Below are 19,141 nucleotides of genomic sequence, written 5' to 3' on the forward strand. Positions count from 1 at the left end.
TTGACCCGCCTCTCCGTTGTCTTGTGCCCTCCGCTTGACGATGGCGGCGGGTCGTATTCTTGGGCTCTCCCGGTCGAGGCATGCGCCTCAATAGGGGAAGGGCCACGTCCGCAACTTCTGCTTCGTGATCTGCCAGAGTCGCGCAAGGCCATGCGGTTCGACGATCAGGAAGATGATGATCAGCGCGCCGACCAGCATGAAGGTGACGTGTTCGGCAGTGGCGCCCGAAAGCGGCACGCCGAGCGCCGGCAGACCGAATTTCAGGATGGTCGGCAGGCTGGCGATGAAGGCCGCGCCCATGAAAGAACCGATCAGCGAGCCCAGCCCGCCTATGATCACCATGAACAGGATGTTGAAGGAGAGGCGGATGGTGAAGACGTCGTTGGCTTCGCCGCCGCCATACCAGAGGAAGATCATCATCGCCCCAGCGACGCCGGCGAAATAGGACGAGACGGCAAAGGCGATGAGCTTGGCGTTGAGCAGCTTGATCCCCATCAGCTCGGCCGCGATATCCATGTCGCGCACCGCCATCCAGGAGCGGCCGAGCTTGCCATGGACCAGGTTCGAGGCGAACCAGGTCAGTACCACGACGAGCCCGAGGCAGACGAAATAGCGTGTCTCCGGCGTGGCGGCCGCGCCTGTGATGGGCAAGCCGAACACGGTGCGCTGCGGCACCTCGATCGCGCCGGAAGCGTTGTAGTTGAACAGCCAGGGCACGCGCACGAAGGCCCATTGCAGGAAGAACTGCGCGGCGAGCGTCGCGACGGCGAGATAGAAGCCCTTGATCCTGAGCGAGGGTAGGCCGAAGAGCACGCCAATCGCGGCCGAGAACAGGCCCGAGACCAGGATCAGGAGGATGATGTTCACGCTCGGGAAGAAGGTCGTCAGCTTGTAGCAGGCATAGGCGCCCACGCCCATGAAGGCGGCGGTGCCGAGCGAGATCAGCCCGGTATAGCCGGTAAGGATGTTGAGCCCGATCGCCGCCAGCGAGAACACCAGGAACGGGATCATCACCGTCGCGATGAAGAAGTCGTTACCGATCAGCGGAATGCCGATGAAGGCGATGGCAAGGATGACCGCGATGCCGATCCGGTCCTGCCGGATCGGGAACACGGCCATGTCGGCGGCGTAGGTGGACTTGTATTGGCCGGCTTCGCGATAGAACACGGTTTCAGCCCTTCAGATTCGTTCGATGATTTTGTCGCCGAACAGGCCCTGCGGCCGGAACAGCAGGAAGCCGAGCGCGATGAAATAGGCGAGCCAGCTCTCGATGCCGCCGCCGATCAGCGGGCCCCAGTAGAACTCGCCGATCTTCTCGCCGATGCCGATGATCAGCCCGCCGACGATGGCGCCGGGGATCGAGGTGAAGCCACCAAGGATCAGCACCGGCAGCGCCTTCAGCGCCACGATCTCGAGCGCAAACGACACATCCGAGCGCGCGCCCCACATGATGCCGGTGATCAGCGCGACGATGCCGGCGGTGAACCAGACGATGACCCAGATCTGGTTGAGCGAGATGCCGACCGAGAGCGCCGCCTTGTGGCTGTCGGCGACCGCCCGCAATGCCCGGCCGATGCGGGTGTATTGAAAGAACACGGCCAGCGCCGCGATCATGATCGAGGCAATGATCGCGGCCGCGATGTCGATCTTCTGGAAGGAGACGAAGCCGCCGAGGATCTTCGCGTCGATCGCGCCCTTCGGCAGATAGAGCTCGCTGGTGATCATCTGCTTCGGGTTGCCGCCGAAGACGGATTCGCCGAAGCCGATCAGGAAATAGGTGATCCCGAAGGTCGCCATGAACAGGATGATGTCGGGCTGGTTGACCAGCGGCCGCAGCACCACCCGCTCGATGGTGACGGCGAGCACGAACATCACGCCGAGCGTCAGGATGACGGCCAGGAAGGCCGGCACGCCTTTCTCGTACAGGCCGACCAAGGTCAGCGCCGCAAAGACGACCATGATGCCCTGGGCGAAGTTGAACACGCCCGACGCCTTGAAGATCAGCACGAAGCCGAGCGCGATCAGCGCATAGAGCACGCCCGAGACCAGCCCCTCCCAGATCGTCTGGACGAGCAGGTCCGGCGCCGAGGCCATTTGCTGGAACGGATCGATCAGCACCCTGTGCAGCGTGCCGGAGCCGTCGAGCTGCGCCCCGACGATGCTGGCAAGGACGATGCCGGCAAGGATCAAGCCGGCCTTGATCCAGCCATTGCTGAGAAGATTGGGCGCAGGCCGCGCAGCAACATCGCTCATGGCTGGATTTCCCTCAGATTCCGGACCATCAGTGCGCGACTCCCAGATAAGCGTCGATCACCTTCTGGTTCTGCTTGACCTCGTCCGGCGTGCCGTCGGCGATCTTGCGGCCGTATTCGAGCACGACGACACGGTCAGACAGGTCCATGACCACGCCCATGTCGTGCTCGATCAGCGCGATCGTCGTGCCGAACTGGTTGTTCACGTCGAGGATGAAGCGGCACATGTCCTCCTTCTCCTCGAGGTTCATGCCGGCCATCGGCTCGTCGAGCAGCAGGAGTTCCGGTTCCATCGCCAGCGCCCGGCCGAGCTCGACACGCTTCTGCAGCCCATAGGGCAGCTTGCCGACCGGCAGCTTGCGGATATGCTCGATCTGCAGGAAGTCGATGATGTCCTCGACCACCTTGCGATGCTCGATTTCCTCGGCCATTGCCGGCCCCTGTCGCAAAGCCTGCCAGAAGAAGCCGCGCCGCATCTTCAGTGTGCGTCCGGTCATGATGTTGTCGAGCGTCGACATGCCCTTGAACAGCGCGACGTTCTGGAAGGTCCGCGCGATGCCGGCTGCGGCCGCCTGATGCGGTTTCATCCTAACGCGCCGCACGCCCTTGTAGGTGATCTGGCCTTCCTGCGGATGGTAGAAGCCATTGATGCAATTCAGCATCGAGGTCTTGCCGGCGCCGTTGGGACCGATGATGGCGCGCACTTCGCCTTTGCGGATGTCGAAGGAAACGCCCGAGATCGCCTTCACGCCGCCGAAGCGCAGCGAGACGTTCTCGACCGAGAGCAGGATCTCGCCCTTCTTGGCGGGGATCGGCGTGCCGGTGACGTTCATGGGTTCCGCATTCATGCTGCCCTCGCCGTGTCGGGTCGTTCGGGCGCCGTTGCCGGATAGGTCTTGGCGTCGCGCACCTTGACCCGTGCGGAAATCACACCCTTGCGGCCGTCCTCGAAGGTGACTTCGGTAGAGATGTCGGCCTCGCTCGAGCCGTCATAGAGCGCGTTCACCAGGGGCGCGTAGCGTTCGGCGATAAAGCCGCGCCGGACCTTCTGGGTGCGTGTCAGCTCGCCATCGTCGGCGTCGAGTTCCTTGTGCAGGATCAGGAAGCGCTTGACCTGAGCCCCGCCCATCGCCGGCTCGGAGGCCAGGGACTTGTTCACCTCGTCGATATGCCTGGCGATCATGTCGTAGACGAGATCGTGGCCGGCCAGTTCCTGATAGGAGGCATAGACGACGTTGTTGCGCTCGGCCCAGTTACCGACAGCCGTCAGGTCGATATTGAGCGCGACGGTCGCGTAGTCGCGCTCCCGACCGAAGGCGACCGCCTCCTTGATGTTCGGATAGAACTTGAGCTTGTTCTCGATGTATTTCGGCGGGAACAGCTCGCCGGAATTGAGCTTCCCGACATCCTTGGCCCGGTCGATGATCTTGAGGTGGCCGGTCTCATCGAAGAAGCCGGCATCGCCGGATCGGACATAGCCATCCGCCGTCATCGTTTCGGCCGTCTTCTCCGGATCCTTGTAATAGCCGCCGAAGATCGAGGGCGAGCGGTAGAGGACCTCGCCATTCTCATCGAGCTTGATCTCGACCAGCGGCGCAGGGCGGCCGACAGTGTCGGCCCGGATTTCGCCATTGGGCTGCATGGTGATGTAGACGCCGGCTTCGGTCTGGCCGTAGAGCTGCTTCAGGTTGACGCCGATCGACCGGTAGAACCGGAAGATTTCGGGGCCGATCGCTTCGCCGGCGGTGTAGCCGACCTTGATGCTGGTCAGGCCGAAGCGATTGCGCAGCGGTGCGTAGATCAACGCGTCGCCGAGCTTGTAGAGCAGCCGCGCTCCGAGCGGGACCGGCTCGCCGTTCAGGATCTTCTCGCCATGTTTCTTCGCCACGCCGAGGAAGTAATGGAACATCTTGCGCATGAGCGGCCCGGCATCCTCCATGCGCACCATGGTGATGGTCAGCATGTTCTCGAAGACCCGCGGTGGCGCGAAGGCATAGGTCGTGCCGACCTCGCGGCGATCGTCGATCACCGTCTCCGGCCCTTCCGGGCAGTTGACGCAGAAGCCGGCGACGATCGCCTGCGCATAGGAGAAGACATGGTCGCCGACCCAGGCGATCGGCAGATAGGCGATGACCTCGTCCTCTTCGTTCAGCCCGTCGAACTGGCAGCCGATCTCGGCCGCCGTGATAACGTTGTAATGGCTGAGCATCACGCCCTTGGGGCGGCCGGTGGTGCCCGAGGTGTAGAGGATGACGGCGAGGTCCGAGCCGGTGCCGGCCTCCATCTCGCGGTCGAGCCCGGTCGGCGCCGCTGAATTCGCCTTCAGCGCCTTGCCGCCGGCTTCGATCACGCGACCGATGTCATGCAGCTTGGCGTGGTCGTAGTCGCGCAGGCCGCGCGGCTCGTCATAGAGCATGTGCCTCAGGCGCGGCAGGCGATCGGCGATCGAGAGCACCTTGTCGACCTGCTCCTGGTCCTGGACGCAGGCAAAGACCGCCTCGGCATGGTCGAGGACATAGGCCATCTCGTCGGCGACGGAATCGGCATAGACCGGCACCGGGATGGCGCCGAGCCACTGCGCCGCGCACATCGACCAGTAGAGGCGTGGCCGATTGTAGCCGATGATCGCGACCTTCTCGCCGCGCTTGAGGCCAAGTTCCTGCAATCCCTTGGCATAGGCACGAACCTGCTCGGCCATCTCGGCCCAGTTCCAGGACTGCCAGATGCCGAGATCCTTGTGCCGGTATGCCGTGCGGCCGCCGCGCTCACGCGCATTGCGCATCAGCAATTTCGGAAAGGTATCCGCCTGGCCGGCGGTTGTGCTTGCCACGGTTGCGTTCTCCCTGTCCGGCCGCCGTACATTGCAGCAGCCTTCTTTCCGGGTCGGTTCCGACCTCTTTGTTCATGCAAGCCTTGCAGGCCCGGCACATCTTCGCAAGGAGGCACTTGACAGACAACTTGTTATTTGGTCGCTATTGTCCCGCCGAAGTGTGCGAGAGCGTGAATCCTTGCAGTTTTAGGGACTTCGGCAAGCCTGAATTCGGGACCTGCCAGATCTAGCCGGCTACCCCTGTCCGCGGGAGTTGCGCGAATTGACTGAGCTGCCGTTTTCGATGTTCTAAGAATTAGCACCGCAAGGCAGCCAACAACCAGGCGCAGCCCATGGATCCCTACGTCATCGGCGGCATTGCGTTTCTGTGCGTGTTCGGTGCGGCCTTGATCGGGATGTTTCTGCGCGCGCGCCTGCCGGACCATCATTTGAGCTCGGATTCCCGCGACGCCATCAAGCTCGCGACCGCGATTATCGGAACGCTTTCCGCGCTCGCGCTTGGCCTCTTGATCGCCTCAGCGAAAAGATCGTTCGACGACGCCGGCACGGGGCTGAGAACAACCGCGGCGCGCGTGCTCCTGCTCGACCGTGCCATGGCACATTACGGACAGGAGACGGGGGATACGCGCGCAACGCTCCGCAAGCTCCTCGAAACGAGGTTGAGCAAAACCGGCAGCGAAAGGTCGCTCGACGACGGTCTGGATGTCGAGCCGGTCCAGGATGCGCTGCGAAGCCTCTCGCCGCAGACCGACGCCCAGCGCTGGCTCCAGGCACGCGCCCTTCAACTCAGCGGACAAATTGCGGAGGCACGATGGATGCGCGCCGAAACGGAAGTCGGAGGATTTCCCGGTGCATTCCTGGCCATCCTCGTGTTCTGGCTTGCATTGCTCTTCGCCACGTTCGGTCTGTTGGCCCCGGGCAATGGAACGGTCGTGGCGACCTTGTTCGTCTGCGCTTTGTCCGTGACAGGAGCGCTGGTGCTGATCATCGACATGGACCATCCCTATCTCGGCGTCATCCGCATCTCGGACGCTCCCTTGAACCAGGCGTTCGAGCGCCTCGGTAGGGAGTGATCAAGGCCGCTGGATGGGATCTAACCCTCGTAACGCGCGAGCCGATCCAGATCGAGGATGGTCACCGCCCCGTGGCCGACCTCGAGCAGACCGAGGCCCGCAAGCTTCGCAAGCCCCTGATTGGCCATCTGCCGCGACATGCCGGCGAGCAGGCCGAGCTCTTCCTGCGAAATCGTGAGTGTCAGGCTCTGGCCGGGATAGAGGATCGGGTTGAACAGCCAGGCCAGATTGCGCGCCAGACGGGCGGTCGAATCCAGCATCCGTTCGTTCTCCGCCAGCGCGATGAACTGGCCGAGCCGCTCGTTGAACTGGTGGACGAGGAAGCGATTGAACGCCGCGCTGTGCTCGAACAGCCAGAGGAAGGTCGAGCGCCGCATCAGCGCAAGTTGCGTGTCGCGTAACGCCACCAGATCATAGCGGCGCAGCTCAGCCTTGATCACCGTGCCCTCCCCGAACCAGGCACCGGCGCGCAAGCCGGCCAGCGTCGCGGATTTGCCCTCCTTCGAGGTGGTGCTCATCTTCACCAGCCCCGCGGCGACACCGGTCCAGGATTCGAGCCGGTCTCCGACATGGCAGATGTAGTTGCCCTTCCCGTAGGATTTCAGGCTGATCCCGCGTCGCGCTTCCTCAAACTCTTCCGGCTTCAGGTCGCGGGACCAGGCAGCGATGCGGCGCAGGTCTTCGGGGGAGATCAAGGCATGTTCACCGCGCGTTCGAGCGGGCATGAGCCCGCAGTGCCGGCTCAGTATGCGGCGTCATGGGCGGCCAACTCAAGCCCGGCGCGCCAAGCCCGGTTTGCTATCGGCCTGTCCGTTCAATCGGCCCGGATCTGCATGGGCTGGTGCCGGCGGGTGGCCGCCCAGAACAGCAGCGCAACCAGGCTGATCGAGGCTCCCAGCACGCAGACGCCGATCCAGCCCGCGCGGGCATAGACCATGGTCGAGGCGATCGAGCCCAGCGCGCTGCCAACCGAGTAGAAGACCATGTAACCGCCAACGAGCCGGCTGCGGGCGTCGGGCCGCACCGCGAAGATCATGGTCTGGTTCGTGATATGCACGGCCTGAATCGCGAGATCGAGCAGGACAATGCCGATGATCAGGTTCCAGAGCGATGCGCTCATCGAGGCGATCGGGATCCAGGACACGACCATCAGCCCGAGCGACAAACCGGTCACGTACTGGCCAAAGCCACGATCGGCGAGCGATCCGGCCCGGGCGGCAGCAAGTGCCCCCGCCACCCCGACAAGGCCGAACATCCCGATCTCGGTATGGGACAGGGAGAAGGGCGCGGCGCTGAGCGGCAGGACCAGCGACGTCCAGAACACGCTGAAGGTGGCAAAGATCAACATGGCGAGCATCGCCCGGACCCGCAGGATCGGCTCCTTGACGAAAAGGCCGACCACGGACACGAGCAGTTCCGGATAGGAGATCCTCGTCGCGATGCGCTCATGCTTCGGCAGCGCCCGGAACAGCAGGCAGGCCATCAGCACGGTGAGCACCGCCGATACCAGATAGACCAGGCGCCAGCCTCCGATATCGGCGAGCCCCCCTGAGACGAACCGCGCCAGCAGGATGCCGATCACGATCCCGCTCGTGATCGTGCCGACGGTCCGCCCGCGTTCCTCGTCTGCCGCCATGCTGGCCGCAAAGGCAACGAGCACCTGCACGACGACGGCCAACAAGCCAACCGCCACCATGCCCGCCAGCAGAAAGGCGGCACTCGGCGCCAACCCGACGACAAGCAGCGCCAGCCCCGAGAGCAACGCTTGCGCGCCGATCAGCCGCCGCCGATCCAGCAGATCGCCAAGCGGCACGATGAAGATCAGTCCGAGCGCGTAGCCGATTTGCGTCACCGTCACCACGCCGCCGATCGCGGCCGGGCTGATCGCGAGATCGCGCGCCATCACATCGAGCAGCGGCTGGGCGTAATAGATGTTCGCAACGCTGAGGCCGCAAGCGACGGCGAAGAGCAGCGTCACGGCGTGGGAAAGGCCCGTGCTCACTGTGATGCCGTGTTCCTGTCCCGGCGCACTGCGACGTGGGGGACGCTCTGCCAGGGTTAAGTCGGCGGGTGCTGAATTCAGGGGCTTCATCGGATCGTCTCATGCAATTCGGTACTATAATAGGACCATATTGCATGAAGCCGAATCCAGTCCTATCTTGGAACCAGACTTCACAAGGAAGTGAGATCGGAACCGATGGTGAGACGCACCAGCCTCAAAGAGGCGGATTGCCCCGTCGCCCGCGCGCTCGACGCTATCGGCGACTGGTGGTCTCTCCTGATCATTCGCGATGCATTCAGCGAAGCGCGGCGCTTCGGTGAATTCCAGAAGAGCCTCGGCGTCGCCAAGGGCATTCTCTCCGCACGGCTGCGCAATCTGGTCGAACTCGGCATCCTTGAGATCGCGCCAGCCTCGGATGGCAGCGCCTATCAGGAATATGTGCTGACCGAGAAGGGCCGCGGCCTGTTCGTCGTCATTGCGGGATTGCGGCAATGGGGGGAGGAGCATTGCTACGAGCCGGGCGAGCCCCATTCCGCACTCATCGACAACGAGACCAGACAGCCTGTCGGGCGCCTCGAGCTGCGTTCCGCCGACGGGCGGGTCCTTGGCCCGCTCAACACGAGCGTGCGCTTGAACCCAATGCCGCCTGCAAAGCCCTCCGGCAGGCCCTGAACGCCCGGCCGCACTCGCCTAGGGGCGGGCCTCAACGCACCAGCGCGAATGCGACCGACGCAATCAACAGGATGGCGAAGACGATATTGATGGCCCGGTTCAAACGCGGCCGACGAAAACAGCGCGTCAGTGCCGCTCCCGTGGCGAGCCAGAGCAGATTGACCGCGGCGATGATCGCCATCAGCACAGCCGCCTTCAACAGCGCATCGGCAGCAACCCGCTCGCGCAACAGGACGAAACCGGAGAACAGCGCCGCCATCGCCGCATAACCCTTCGGATTGACCAGCGACAGCAGCGCGCCAGCCGCGAAGGATGGTCGCTCATCGCGTTCGCTCGCCTCGCTCAGGGGCGGCGTACTGGCGATGCGATAGGCCAGATAGAGAAAATATCCGGCCGCCGCGACAGTCACCACCGGCGCCACGCCAGGCAGCGCCATCAGCACCCCGACCATGCCGCTGGGCGGTGATCGCGATGACGGCAGCCATCCCGCTCGTGATACCCGCTGCATATACGAGCCCCTGACGCGCCCCGAAGGCAGCGCCGGTTGCCGCCAGGCTCAAGGTGGCAGGCCCGGGACTGCCCGCGAGTGCGAGCCCGGCAAGAACGAAACCGAACAACCCCTCCATGCTGCGCCTCCACCCGTGGATGAGCAGCATGTTGTCGGGCCTGGGCGGCTCAATGTCTTGAACGATCGTGCGGGTCAGATCGCGTGGCGATTGGATCATCGGACCGGATATCGTATCCGGTCCGATGATCTAAGATTCTGTGTTTGCATCGGCTCTTCCGAAAACCGCAATCCACTTTTCGGGTCGATGCTTTAGCCCGGCTGGGATGACCCAGGCCTATCCGCCTACTCGGCCGCCTTCGGCATGGCCAGCGCTGCAGCCGAGCCGTCACGCAGCCGGGCCAGAAGCTCGGCCTCCTCGGCCTTGGCCTGTTTGAGATGGCGTTCCTTGACATGGCCGAAACCACGGATCTTCTCCGGAATCGCCGCCAATGCCACGCAGAGCGCATGGTTCTCCGGCGTCAGCCGGTTCACCATCTCGCCGATCAGCGCATCGTATTCGGCTATCAGCCGACGCTCCACCCTGCGCTCTTCAGTGCGTCCGAAGATGTCGAGGGCCGTTCCGCGCAGGCCCTTCAGCTTCGCCAGCAAGCCGAAGGCCTTCATCATCCAGGGGCCAAAGCTCATCTTGCGCGGCAGGCCGGTATGGGGGTCGACGTTGGCAAGCAGCGGCGGCGCGAGATGGAACTCGTAGCGCAGCTTCTCACCCGAAGCGCTGTCCTTCTCGAAGGTGGCGGCCACCTGCTTCTGGAACGAGCCATCGGCATAGAGCCGCGCAACCTCATACTCGTCCTTGTAGGCCATCAGCTTGAACAGATAGCGCGCGACGCTTTCGGCAAGCGCACTCTGCCCCGGCATGGTCTGCACTTCCTTGACCTGGATGCGCGCGACGAGATGGCGATAGCGCGCCGCATAGGCTGCATTCTGGTAGGCGGTGAGATAATCGACGCGGCGCGCGATGATCTCCTCCAGCGTCTCGGAAAGATGCCGTGCCTGGGTCGGCGCCTTGGCCTCGGCAAGGGCAGAGGTCAGGGCGTCCGGATCATGCGCCGCACGCCGGCCGAGCTCGAAGGCCTGCTTGTTCATGGCGACGGCTTCGCCATTGAGCTCGATCGCCCGGAGCAGCGAAGCGCGCGACAGCGGCACGCCGCCGAACTGCCACGCATAGCCAAGCATGAACATGTTGGCGGCAATGGCATTGCCGAGGAAGGCGTTCGCAGCCGCCGTGGCATCGACGAGGTGCGTCCGCTCACGTCCCGATGCGGAGATGATCGCCCGTTTCAGCCGCTCGATCGGCAGCGAGAAATCGGCATTGCGGGTAAAATCGCCCGGCATGCTCTCGGCCGTATTGACCACGACGATCGCGCCGTCCGGGCGGATTGCGCCAAGGACCTTCTTCGAGCCAGTGACGGTGAGATCACAGCCAAGCACCAGATCCGCCTGACCGGCAGCGACGCGAATGGCGTGGATGTCTTCGGGCCGAGGCGCGAGCTTGACATGGCTGAACACCGCCCCGCCCTTCTGGGCAAGACCGGCCATGTCGATCATGCCGCAGCCCTTGCCTTCGAGATGCGCCGCCATGCCGAGAATGGCCCCGATCGTCACCACGCCGGTGCCGCCGACACCGGTGACGACGACGGCGAAACTGCGGTCGAGCGCCGGTACCAGCGGCTCGGGAATTTCGCCTGCACTAAGCGTTCCCGCATCGAGCCGGCGCGGCGCCGCCTTCTTCGGCCGGGCACCATGCACGGTGACGAAGGAGGGGCAGAAGCCCTTCACGCAGGAAAAGTCCTTGTTGCAGTTCGATTGGTCGATCTGGCGCTTGCGACCAAACTCGGTCTCCAGCGGCTGCACGGAGACGCAATTCGACTGCACGCCGCAATCGCCGCAGCCTTCGCAGACGAGCTCGTTGACGATCACCCGCTTGTCGGGATCGGGATAGGCGCCGCGCTTGCGCCGGCGGCGCTTCTCGGTGGCGCAGGTCTGGTCGTAGAGCAGCAGCGAGACGCCCGGAACCTGCGCGAGCTCGCGCTGCACGGCGTCGAGATCATCGCGATGATGGATCGTCGTGCCGGCAGGCCATTGCGTGCCCGGGGGGTACTTGTCCGGCTCGTCGCTGACCACCGCGACGCGATGCACGCCTTCGGCAGCAATCTGGCGAGCCATCTGGTCGGGGGTCAGATGCCCTTCCGCCTGCTGGCCGCCGGTCATGGCGACCGCGTCGTTATAGAGCAGCTTGTAGGTGACATTGACGCCGGCGGCGACCGCCCAGCGGATCGCGAGCGAGCCGGAATGGGTATAGGTGCCGTCGCCGAGATTCTGGAAGACGTGCTGCCGCGTCGAGAATGGCGCTTCGCCGATCCAGTTCGCGCCCTCTCCACCCATCTGGGTAAAGCCGGCGGTGCTCCGGTCCATCCACTGCACCATGTAATGGCAGCCGATCCCGGCATAGGCGCGCGAGCCTTCCGGCACCACGGTGGAGCTGTTATGCGGGCAGCCCGAGCAGTAATAGGGCGTGCGCTTGGCGATGTCCTGCGCCTCGGCGAGGCGCCCCTGAGCCTGGGCGATCTCCTCGAGCTTCGCCCGCAGTGCCGGGTCGTCCTTGTATTGCAGCAGCCGGGCGCCAAGCGCGATCGCGACGTCGTTCGGATCGAGCGCGCCATGGACCGGGAAGAGCCATTCGCCGTTCTCGTCCTTCTTGCCGATCACCATCGGCTGGTGCTTGGAGCCGTAAAGCTCCTCGCGGACCTGCACCTCGATCAGCGAGCGCTTTTCCTCGACCACCATGACGAGGTCGAGCTTGGCGGCGAAGTCCTTCAGTTCGCCCGGATCGATAGGCCAGGGGCAGGCGACCTTGAACAGGCGGATGCCGAGATCATTGGCGCGAACCTCGTCGATACCGAGATCCTCCATCGCCTGGCGGACATCGAGATAGGATTTTCCGACGGTGATGATGCCGATGCGCGGCTTCTTCCCCCCGGAGGTGATGGTCTGGTTGAGCTTGTTGGCGCGCAGATAGGAGAGCATCGCGGCGCGCTTGTGGATGTGCAGCCGCTTCTCCTGATCGACGAAATCCAGCTCACGACGGATGCTCAATCCGCCGGGCGGCATGACGAAATCGCTCGGCGTGACGATCTTGACCCGCTCGACCGAGCCATCGACGGACGCCGTCGACTCGATATTGTCCTTCACGCACTTGATGCCGACCCAGACCGAGGCAAAGCGCGAGAGGGCGATGCCGTGCAGGGAATAATCCATGATCTCCTGAACGCCGGCCGGGTTCAGGATCGGCATCATCCGGTCGACGAAGACGAACTCGGTCTGATGCGCGTTGGTAGATGATTCAGCGGTGTGATCGTCGCCCATCAGGCAGATGACGCCGCCATGGGGCGAGGTGCCCGCCATGTTGCCGTGGCGGAAGACGTCGCCGCTGCGGTCCACGCCCGGGCCCTTGCCGTACCAAAGCGCGAAGACGCCGTCATGCCTGCCTTCGCCCTGCAGCTCGGCCTGCTGTGTGCCCCAGACTGCGGTCGCGGCCAGATCCTCGTTCAGCCCGGGCTGGAAGACGATATCGGAGGCCTTGAGCTGTTTGCCGGCCCGCAGCAATTGCTGGTCGAGCCCGCCCAGCGGCGAGCCGCGATAGCCCGAGACGAAGCCCGCCGTGCTCAGGCCGGCGCGGCGGTCGCGCTCGCGCTGGACCATCAGCATGCGGGCGATCGCCTGCGTTCCCGTCAGGAATATCTGCTGTTTCGAGAGGTCGTATTTGTCGTCCAGCGCGACCTCGCGCAGCGCGCCGGCCTCGGCCTGCTGTTCTGCGGCGCCGGACTTCTGTTCCATCTCGGCCATGGCCGACCTCCCCGATCGTCCCGTTACGGCAGAATGGGGCCAGTTGGTCCGGCCTCCAACTTGATATTATGTCAGCAATGCTGACATATCATCTCGCTACGGTCAATCACCCTGGGATCGTTCCAGAATGCGCCGCGATTTGGCCTCCTTTGCAGGAGATGGGTGAGCCTGGAAGCGGCCTTGGCTGCTGGCCCCGCCGTTTACGGCTGGTTAACCATGTCGGGCCAGCTTTGCCGCTGAAATCGAGGGATTCCCTGTCGTGACCCGACGCCGCCGCGGCCTTCTCATTCTCGCCGGACTTGTAGCCTGGTTCGGGTTCACCGGCCTCGCCGTCGCGCATCCGCATGTCTTCGTCAGCGCGCGCACCGAGATCATCTACGCCCCCGACGGCAGCGTGAAGGCGCTGAAGCATATCTGGAGTTTCGACGAGGCCTATTCCGCCTTCATCACGCAGGGGCTCGACAAGAATGGCGACGGCAAGCTGACACCTGACGAGTTGACGGAGCTCGCCAAGGTCAACATGGAATCTCTGCCCGATGTCGGCTTCTTCACCATCGCCAAGGCGAACGGCAAGGTGCAGGCCTTCGGCGAGCCCAGCGAGGCTGCGCTCGCCTTCGAGAACAAGATCCTGACCCTGACCTATGTCCTGCCCCTCAAGCAGCCGGCCGCGGCCAATCGGTCTTTCGGCATCGAGATCGGTGACCCGACCTATTTCGTCGCCTTCGACATCGCCGAGGCCGCGGACGCCGTGATCGCGCGCGATGCACCCAAGGGCTGCGTCGTACGGATCGCTCGCCCGCCCAAGCTCGACCCAGCGGTCCAGCAGAAGCTCGCGCAGGAGGACATCACGGCGCAGCCCGACATGAGCGGGTATCAGGTGACGACGCGCGCGCTGGTCGCATGCCCCTGAGCTCACCACACTCGGCCATCCCGCGCTTGCCGTTGTTCTCGCGTCGGCTGGCCGTGATGGCTCTGTCGCTCCTGGTTGTAGCCGGTGCGCTCGCGATGCTCGCCTATCTCATCGCGAGCGTAAGCCCTCCCCCGCCTCCACCACCGCGAAATCCCTTCGGCACGGCCCTGCCCCGCGAGGCCCTGCCTTCGACGACGGGCATCGGCGCGCTGCTCCTGTCCTGGCAATCGGCGTTCTATCGCGAACTCACGGCGACGCTGAAGGCGATCCACGCCAGCAGCGCGGCGCTGCCCGGCCTGCTTGCTCTCGCCTTCGGCTATGGCGTCTTTCATGCCGCCGGCCCCGGCCACGGCAAGGCGGTGATCTCCGGCTACATCGTCGCCGATGATCGAAGCCTCCGGCGCGGGCTCGCCTTGAGCTTTGCCGCCGCGATCCTCCAGGCACTGGTCGCCATCGCACTGGTCCTGACCCTGACGATCGCCCTGAGGGCGACCGCCGCGACCATGAGCGCGACGACAACGCTGATCGAGCAGGCGAGTTTCGCGCTCGTCGGACTGGTCGGATTATGGGTGCTCTGGCGCAAGGCCGGAGCGCTGCTCACTCTGTCGGGCGATGCCGCCGCACATGATCCGGCCTGCGATCACATTCACATGCCTGGTCCCGACGAGATCGCCAGCTTGCGCGGCTGGCGCGAAATGGCCGGCGTGGTTTTCGCCGCGGGCCTTCGCCCCTGCGCCGGCGCGCTGATCATCCTCGTCTTCGCATTCTCGCAGGGGCTGCTCTGGGCCGGCATCGCCGCGACCTTCGCCATGGCGCTCGGCACGGCCCTGACCACCGGCGCGCTGGCAGCCCTCGCCGTATTCTTCAAGTTCGCTGCGTTGAAGCTAGCCGGCGGCAGCAGCCAGCGCGGTGCCCAAGTAATCGCCGCGCTCGAACTTCTCGCCGCCGCCTTTGTCGCCGTGCTCGGCGCGGCGCTGTTCCTCGGCCTCTGGGCGGTCCAGGGGAGCTGAGCCCCCGGCGCCGCCGATCTTGCGTCCGATTTACTTGGCCACCGCTTCGTAGGTGAAGAGCACCGACTTGTCGTCATCCGGCATGAAATGGGCGCGCACGCCGTCAGCCGTCGGCTCGACCCAGAACGGGTTCTGCGTCATCGGCAGCCCGGACGGCGACCAGAGCTCGATCGGCACCTGATAGACCGGCCGGTTATCCCTGAGGTCGACGATCTCGAATCCGCCGAGGCGAAAGATCGGCCCGTCCTTCGTGGCGCGATAGTTGTTGAGCCCGGAGCAGAGCATCCGGCTCATGCCGATATAGTGGCAGTCCTGATAGTCGATATAGAGCGCGGGATTGATGACCCGCAGTTGCTCGGGCGCCGCGCCCGCATTGGTCACCCGGCCGTCGCCGTCCAGAGTCCATTTGTAGAAGCGGCGCGAACCCCAGCTCACCCCATGCAGCGACTTGTCGTCGGTGTTGTGGACGATGCCGCCGATATGGTCCTTGAAGCGCAGCACCTCGGTCGCCTTCAGCGTCTCGGGATCGACCTTGTAGATGATCGACTGGCTGTTCGGCCGGTACTCGGCAACGGCGACCCAGATATGCTTACCGTCGAAATCGATCCCGCCCGGATGGTACATCGAGCCTTCGCCGAGCGTGACGCCGGCAATGAGCTTGCCTTGCGCATCGACCTTGAAGAGATGGCCGACACCCTCGCCGGTATCGCGATCATAGCCATCCTTGGGCTCGGAGAACCGGGTCGTCGGCTTCGTGATCTCGACCGAGGAGACGAAGAAGGCATCGCCGACCTTCAGCATGCCTTGCGGGTGATGTGTCGGGAATTGCAGCGCAACCGCGGCCTTCTGCGTCCATTGCGTGTTGCGGGTGAGCTTTTCGATCCGCCCGTTGAGTGCCGGATCGGCAGCATTGGCAGGCGCGGTCAGAAACAGGCCGGCAAGGCCGACCAGGCACGTCATCGTCTTTTTCATCAGGACCTCCCACCAGACGGCATGTTTCTCCGAGAGCGGAGCCGATGCCGATTGCGCTGTCCCGCCCCTATCCAGCGCCCAAGAAGCTGATGTGACAAGGCCGCGCTGCAGTCTCGCCGGAGCAATGCGCGCGCCCTCAGCTCACTCGCTGCGGGTCGTTCTCCAGCAGGATCGGCTTGCCATGCGGCGTCGCCTCGGCCGCGCGCTCCCAGGAGGCCGCCAGTGCATCGACGCCCGCATGCGAAGCCAGCCCCTTGGCGATCAGGAGATGCTCCAGCGCCTCGCACCAGCGTTCGTAATAATCGGAACCGTCCCGGCACCCGCCGGCCGCAACAGCCTCGCGGATCTCGGCGCCGAGCGCTTCCGCCCATTCCTGCGCGCTAAAGACGCCCTTGTTCTGCAGTGCGACGACCAGCGCAAAGGCCTGCGCCTGCCAGGGCTCGGCGAAGACCGGCCCCCCGGCATCGCGCGGGATCGGCGTGCCCGCCGCAAGGGCATCGGCGAGCGCTGCGTCAGGCCGGCTCAAGATAACTCTCCCACGCCTCGACGCTGACGCTGGACGTCGGGTCCGCATCGCGTCCCCAGAGCTCGGGGCCGCTGAAGACCACGGTGTAGAGCCATTGTGCCGCCTCAGGCGCGCCATGGGCTCCGGTATCGGGGAAGACATGATTGCCGCGCACAGCCTCGACCCTGCCGAGCTTGCCGCGGGCATAGCGCGGCAGGCGCGTATGGCCGGCCGGGTGCATCACGATGGTGCGCACCGGATCGCCGACCGCAAATCGAGCCGGCGCCGAAGCCTCGCGCTCATAGGGAAAGCCGCGTCGCAATACGGCAGGGACATCCGCGCCCTTCAGCACTCGCTTGGCTGTCGTCCCGGACCCTGCCGGCGCGCCGCTGTCCATTTCTGCGGGCGTCGCAAAGCCATGCCGCTGCAGCACCGTCCGCAAACCTTCGTACCAGATCTCGTAATAGGAGAAGGAGAGGTAATCCGCCGGCGGAATGCTCTCGCGCGCATGCCGGATCTCGTCGATGGTCCAGTGCCCCATGGCGCCCGCTGCAACGTTCAGCGCGAGCATGCGGCTCTCCCATCCGTCATGAAAGACCGGCTCGTTCGGCTCCGGCAAAACCGGCCCGAAGCCCATCTGGCCGCCAAGATCCTGCCCGCCATTCATGCTGACGCTCCCGCCTCTGGCAGCCCGACGCCGATCATCGAATCCCGCGTGACGATGCCGGCAAGCCTCGCCTCGTCCCAGCCCTCGGTACCGGCGGGGCGCTGCGGGATGACGAGGAAGCGCGTCTCGGCGGTCGAGTCCCAGACCCGGATGCGCTGGTCCGCAGGCAGGATCACGCCGAAATCGGCCAGCACGCCGCGCGGATCGATGACGGCGCGCGAGCGATAGGGCGGCGACTTGTACCAGACCGGCGGCAAGCCCAGCACCGGCCACGGATAGCAGGAGCACAGCGTGCAGACGATGAGGTTGTGCTCTTCTGGGGTATTGAACACCGCGACGATGTGCTCCCCGCCGCGGCCGCCATAGCCAAGCTCCGCAACGGCCGCCGTGCCGTCCTGCCTGAGCCGTTCTGCGAAAGCTGGGTCCGTCCAGGCCTTCGCCACGACCAGCGCGCCATTGCGCGGGCCGACCTTGGTCTCGTAGGTCTCGACGATGGCATCGAGCGCCGCCGGATCGACATAACCCTTGGCGACGAGGAGCGTTTCCAGCGCCTTCACCCGCGCCTCGATCGGCGTGAAGTGATTGTCATGGTCGTGATGATGGTGGTGGTGATCGTGCCCGCTCATGGCAGCCTCCTCACGCAATCCTGATCCGCGCCGCCCGCTCGAACTTGACGGCGAAATGCACGAGCGACTTGTCCGAGCCCTTCGGCCCGATCAATGACAGACCGAGCGGAGCCTCCTCGCGCTGGGCCGCCGGAATCGTCACCTGCGGGAAGCCAGAGAGGCCGGATAGGCACAGTAGCCGCAGCGCCCGGTTGCGGAAATCCTCCAATTCGTCCTCGGTCGCGCTGACCAGCGGCGCGATATCCGGCACAGTCGGCAGGATCAGCACGCCGTCCGAGCCCAGCAGCCGTGCAAGCTTGGCCCGGAAGGCTTTGCGCAGGCTCTCACCCTTGGCGTAGTCCTCGTCGCTCACTGTTTTCGAGAAGGCGAAGCGCTCGGCGACGCCCGGTCCGAGCGGCGGCTGGAACCGCTCGATCATCGCACCGTCAGCGTTCCAGGCATCGCGCCCCTGCACCCAACGGAACGCCCAGTAGAGCGCATCGATATCGCGCGCGACCTTGACGGTCTCCGGCTGACCCAGCAGCGGCATCGCGCGCTGAACGACGTTGCGCAGCACATTCTCAGCATCCGGTGTCGCTTGCGCGAACATGTCCTGTGCCAGCAGGAGACGCGGGGTCTCCGGCAGGGCCGAGCGATCCCTGCCGAATACGACATCGGCGACGCGGGCAAAGGTCTTGCCGTCGCGCGCGAACCAGCCTGGCGTATCCAGGCTCTCGGCCAGCGGCCAGGTCCGCTTCAGTGAAAGTCGGCCATGCGTCGGCCTGATGCCGAAGAGCCCGCCATAGCTCGCCGGCGCGCGAACCGAGCCGCCCGTATCGGAGCCGAGCGCGATATCGGCGAGCTTGCCGGCAACGGCCGCCATCGAGCCAGAGGACGAGCCGCCGGTGATGCGGTCAGGCGCGGCCGGATTGATCGGCGCACCGAAATGCGCGTTCTTGCCGTTCATCGAGAAGGCGAGTTCGTCGGTGATCGTCTTGCCGACGAAGCGGGCACCGGCATCGAGCAGCGTCTTCACGATCGGCGCAGTCTTGGTCTTGAGGCCCGACAAGGCCAGCACCGTCGGCGAGCCCGCACCCGTGGGGTAGCCCTTGACGTCGAACAGATCCTTGACCGCGAGCGTCAGCCCGGCGAGCGGGCCGTCCGGCGCGTTCTTAACCGGCGCGTCCGGATAGGGCATGAAGCAGCGGAAGGGATCGTCCTTGACCATCAAG

The 19,141-nt window shown here is 64.8% G+C and carries 17 protein-coding genes; 4 read left to right on the forward strand and 13 right to left on the reverse strand.

Annotation, left to right across the window (positions count from 1 at the left end):
* Nucleotides 1-87: 87 nt before the first annotated feature.
* The 4 genes from FG93_RS06955 to FG93_RS06970 all read right to left on the reverse strand — a co-directional run bounded on the left by FG93_RS06955 (nt 88) and on the right by FG93_RS06970 (nt 5,034).
* The gene (locus FG93_RS06955; RefSeq protein WP_043233211.1) at nt 88-1,167 is read right to left on the reverse strand and encodes a branched-chain amino acid ABC transporter permease; all 1,080 of its coding nucleotides are present in this window, start codon (nt 1,165-1,167) and stop codon (nt 88-90) included.
* A gap of 12 nt (nt 1,168-1,179) precedes the next feature.
* Complete coding sequence (locus FG93_RS06960; protein ID WP_052513462.1) at nt 1,180-2,094, reverse strand: branched-chain amino acid ABC transporter permease; 915 nt, start codon at nt 2,092-2,094, stop codon at nt 1,180-1,182.
* Nucleotides 2,095-2,281: 187 nt separating this feature from the next.
* On the reverse strand, nt 2,282-3,100 hold the full coding sequence (locus FG93_RS06965; RefSeq protein WP_052513448.1) for an ABC transporter ATP-binding protein: 819 nt from the start codon (nt 3,098-3,100) through the stop codon (nt 2,282-2,284).
* Entirely contained in the window at nt 3,097-5,034 is a 1,938-nt protein-coding gene (locus FG93_RS06970; protein WP_052513463.1) for a long-chain fatty acid--CoA ligase, read from the reverse strand. Before FG93_RS06970 ends, FG93_RS06965 begins: the two co-directional genes overlap by 4 nt.
* A 380-nt stretch (nt 5,035-5,414) precedes the next feature.
* Between FG93_RS06970 and FG93_RS06975 the strand changes: the two genes are divergently transcribed.
* Nucleotides 5,415-6,155 carry a DUF4239 domain-containing protein gene (locus FG93_RS06975; protein WP_043233214.1) on the forward strand — a complete coding sequence of 247 codons (741 nt, stop codon included), beginning with the start codon at nt 5,415-5,417 and terminating at the stop codon, nt 6,153-6,155.
* A 20-nt stretch (nt 6,156-6,175) separates the two neighbouring features.
* Here the strand turns inward: FG93_RS06975 and FG93_RS06980 are convergent, their stop codons facing one another.
* Together FG93_RS06980 and FG93_RS06985 are read right to left on the reverse strand one after the other, a co-directional pair.
* Nucleotides 6,176-6,850 (reverse strand): Crp/Fnr family transcriptional regulator, encoded by a 675-nt coding sequence (locus FG93_RS06980; protein ID WP_043233281.1) that lies wholly within the window; start codon nt 6,848-6,850, stop codon nt 6,176-6,178.
* A 119-nt stretch (nt 6,851-6,969) separates the two neighbouring features.
* Nucleotides 6,970-8,157, reverse strand: coding sequence for an MFS transporter (locus tag FG93_RS06985; protein WP_244448522.1), 1,188 nt, complete (start codon nt 8,155-8,157; stop codon nt 6,970-6,972).
* A 195-nt stretch (nt 8,158-8,352) separates the two neighbouring features.
* Here FG93_RS06985 and FG93_RS06990 point away from each other — a divergent pair, with 195 nt between their 5' ends.
* Entirely contained in the window at nt 8,353-8,829 is a 477-nt protein-coding gene (locus tag FG93_RS06990; RefSeq protein WP_052513450.1) for a helix-turn-helix domain-containing protein, read from the forward strand.
* Nucleotides 8,830-8,860: 31 nt separating this feature from the next.
* Here the strand turns inward: FG93_RS06990 and FG93_RS06995 are convergent, their stop codons facing one another.
* Complete coding sequence (locus FG93_RS06995; RefSeq protein ID WP_161783787.1) at nt 8,861-9,265, reverse strand: LysE family translocator; 405 nt, start codon at nt 9,263-9,265, stop codon at nt 8,861-8,863.
* Between the two features lie 414 nt (nt 9,266-9,679).
* Complete coding sequence (locus FG93_RS07000; protein ID WP_052513464.1) at nt 9,680-13,231, reverse strand: indolepyruvate ferredoxin oxidoreductase family protein; 3,552 nt, start codon at nt 13,229-13,231, stop codon at nt 9,680-9,682.
* Between the two features lie 268 nt (nt 13,232-13,499).
* On the opposite strand from FG93_RS07000, the gene FG93_RS07005 reads away from it, so the two are divergent.
* A complete protein-coding gene (locus FG93_RS07005; protein WP_052513452.1) occupies nt 13,500-14,150 on the forward strand; it encodes a DUF1007 family protein in 651 nt (216 codons plus the stop codon).
* A gap of 56 nt (nt 14,151-14,206) precedes the next feature.
* Nucleotides 14,207-15,160 carry a nickel/cobalt transporter gene (locus tag FG93_RS07010; RefSeq protein WP_244448523.1) on the forward strand — a complete coding sequence of 318 codons (954 nt, stop codon included), beginning with the start codon at nt 14,207-14,209 and terminating at the stop codon, nt 15,158-15,160.
* Between the two features lie 30 nt (nt 15,161-15,190).
* Here FG93_RS07010 and FG93_RS07015 read toward each other — a convergent pair whose 3' ends face one another.
* From FG93_RS07015 to FG93_RS07035, 5 genes are all read right to left on the reverse strand, one after another.
* A complete protein-coding gene (locus FG93_RS07015; protein ID WP_043233216.1) occupies nt 15,191-16,132 on the reverse strand; it encodes a DUF6454 family protein in 942 nt (313 codons plus the stop codon).
* Nucleotides 16,133-16,268: 136 nt separating this feature from the next.
* Nucleotides 16,269-16,607, reverse strand: a complete 339-nt coding sequence (locus FG93_RS07020) for a nitrile hydratase accessory protein (protein WP_244448526.1) — start codon at nt 16,605-16,607, stop codon at nt 16,269-16,271.
* A 37-nt stretch (nt 16,608-16,644) separates the two neighbouring features.
* Nucleotides 16,645-17,304 (reverse strand): nitrile hydratase subunit beta, encoded by a 660-nt coding sequence (gene nthB, locus FG93_RS07025; protein ID WP_043233218.1) that lies wholly within the window; start codon nt 17,302-17,304, stop codon nt 16,645-16,647.
* Entirely contained in the window at nt 17,301-17,930 is a 630-nt protein-coding gene (gene nthA, locus FG93_RS07030) for a nitrile hydratase subunit alpha (protein WP_043233219.1), read from the reverse strand. Before nthA ends, nthB begins: the two co-directional genes overlap by 4 nt.
* Before the next feature lie 10 nt (nt 17,931-17,940).
* Nucleotides 17,941-19,137, reverse strand: coding sequence for an amidase (locus FG93_RS07035; RefSeq protein ID WP_043233288.1), 1,197 nt, complete (start codon nt 19,135-19,137; stop codon nt 17,941-17,943).
* Nucleotides 19,138-19,141 lie beyond the last annotated feature (4 nt).

Source organism: Allobosea sp. LC85, from assembly GCF_000735605.1.
Lineage (GTDB): Bacteria > Pseudomonadota > Alphaproteobacteria > Rhizobiales > Beijerinckiaceae > Allobosea.

Coding starts and splice junctions, on each gene's coding strand:
- FG93_RS06960 (WP_052513462.1), bottom strand. CDS start 2,094: ATGGCCTCGGCGCCGGACCTGCTCGTCCAGACGATCTGGGAGGGGCTG.
- FG93_RS06965 (WP_052513448.1), bottom strand. CDS start 3,100: ATGAATGCGGAACCCATGAACGTCACCGGCACGCCGATCCCCGCCAAG.
- FG93_RS06970 (WP_052513463.1), bottom strand. CDS start 5,034: ATGCGCAATGCGCGTGAGCGCGGCGGCCGCACGGCATACCGGCACAAG.
- FG93_RS06975 (WP_043233214.1), top strand. CDS start 5,415: ATGGATCCCTACGTCATCGGCGGCATTGCGTTTCTGTGCGTGTTCGGT.
- FG93_RS06990 (WP_052513450.1), top strand. CDS start 8,353: ATGGTGAGACGCACCAGCCTCAAAGAGGCGGATTGCCCCGTCGCCCGC.
- FG93_RS06995 (WP_161783787.1), bottom strand. CDS start 9,265: ATGGCGCTGCCTGGCGTGGCGCCGGTGGTGACTGTCGCGGCGGCCGGA.
- FG93_RS07000 (WP_052513464.1), bottom strand. CDS start 13,231: ATGGAACAGAAGTCCGGCGCCGCAGAACAGCAGGCCGAGGCCGGCGCG.
- FG93_RS07010 (WP_244448523.1), top strand. CDS start 14,207: ATGGCTCTGTCGCTCCTGGTTGTAGCCGGTGCGCTCGCGATGCTCGCC.
- FG93_RS07015 (WP_043233216.1), bottom strand. CDS start 16,132: ATGAAAAAGACGATGACGTGCCTGGTCGGCCTTGCCGGCCTGTTTCTG.
- nthB (WP_043233218.1), bottom strand. CDS start 17,304: ATGAATGGCGGGCAGGATCTTGGCGGCCAGATGGGCTTCGGGCCGGTT.
- nthA (WP_043233219.1), bottom strand. CDS start 17,930: ATGAGCGGGCACGATCACCACCACCATCATCACGACCATGACAATCAC.
- FG93_RS07035 (WP_043233288.1), bottom strand. CDS start 19,137: ATGGTCAAGGACGATCCCTTCCGCTGCTTCATGCCCTATCCGGACGCG.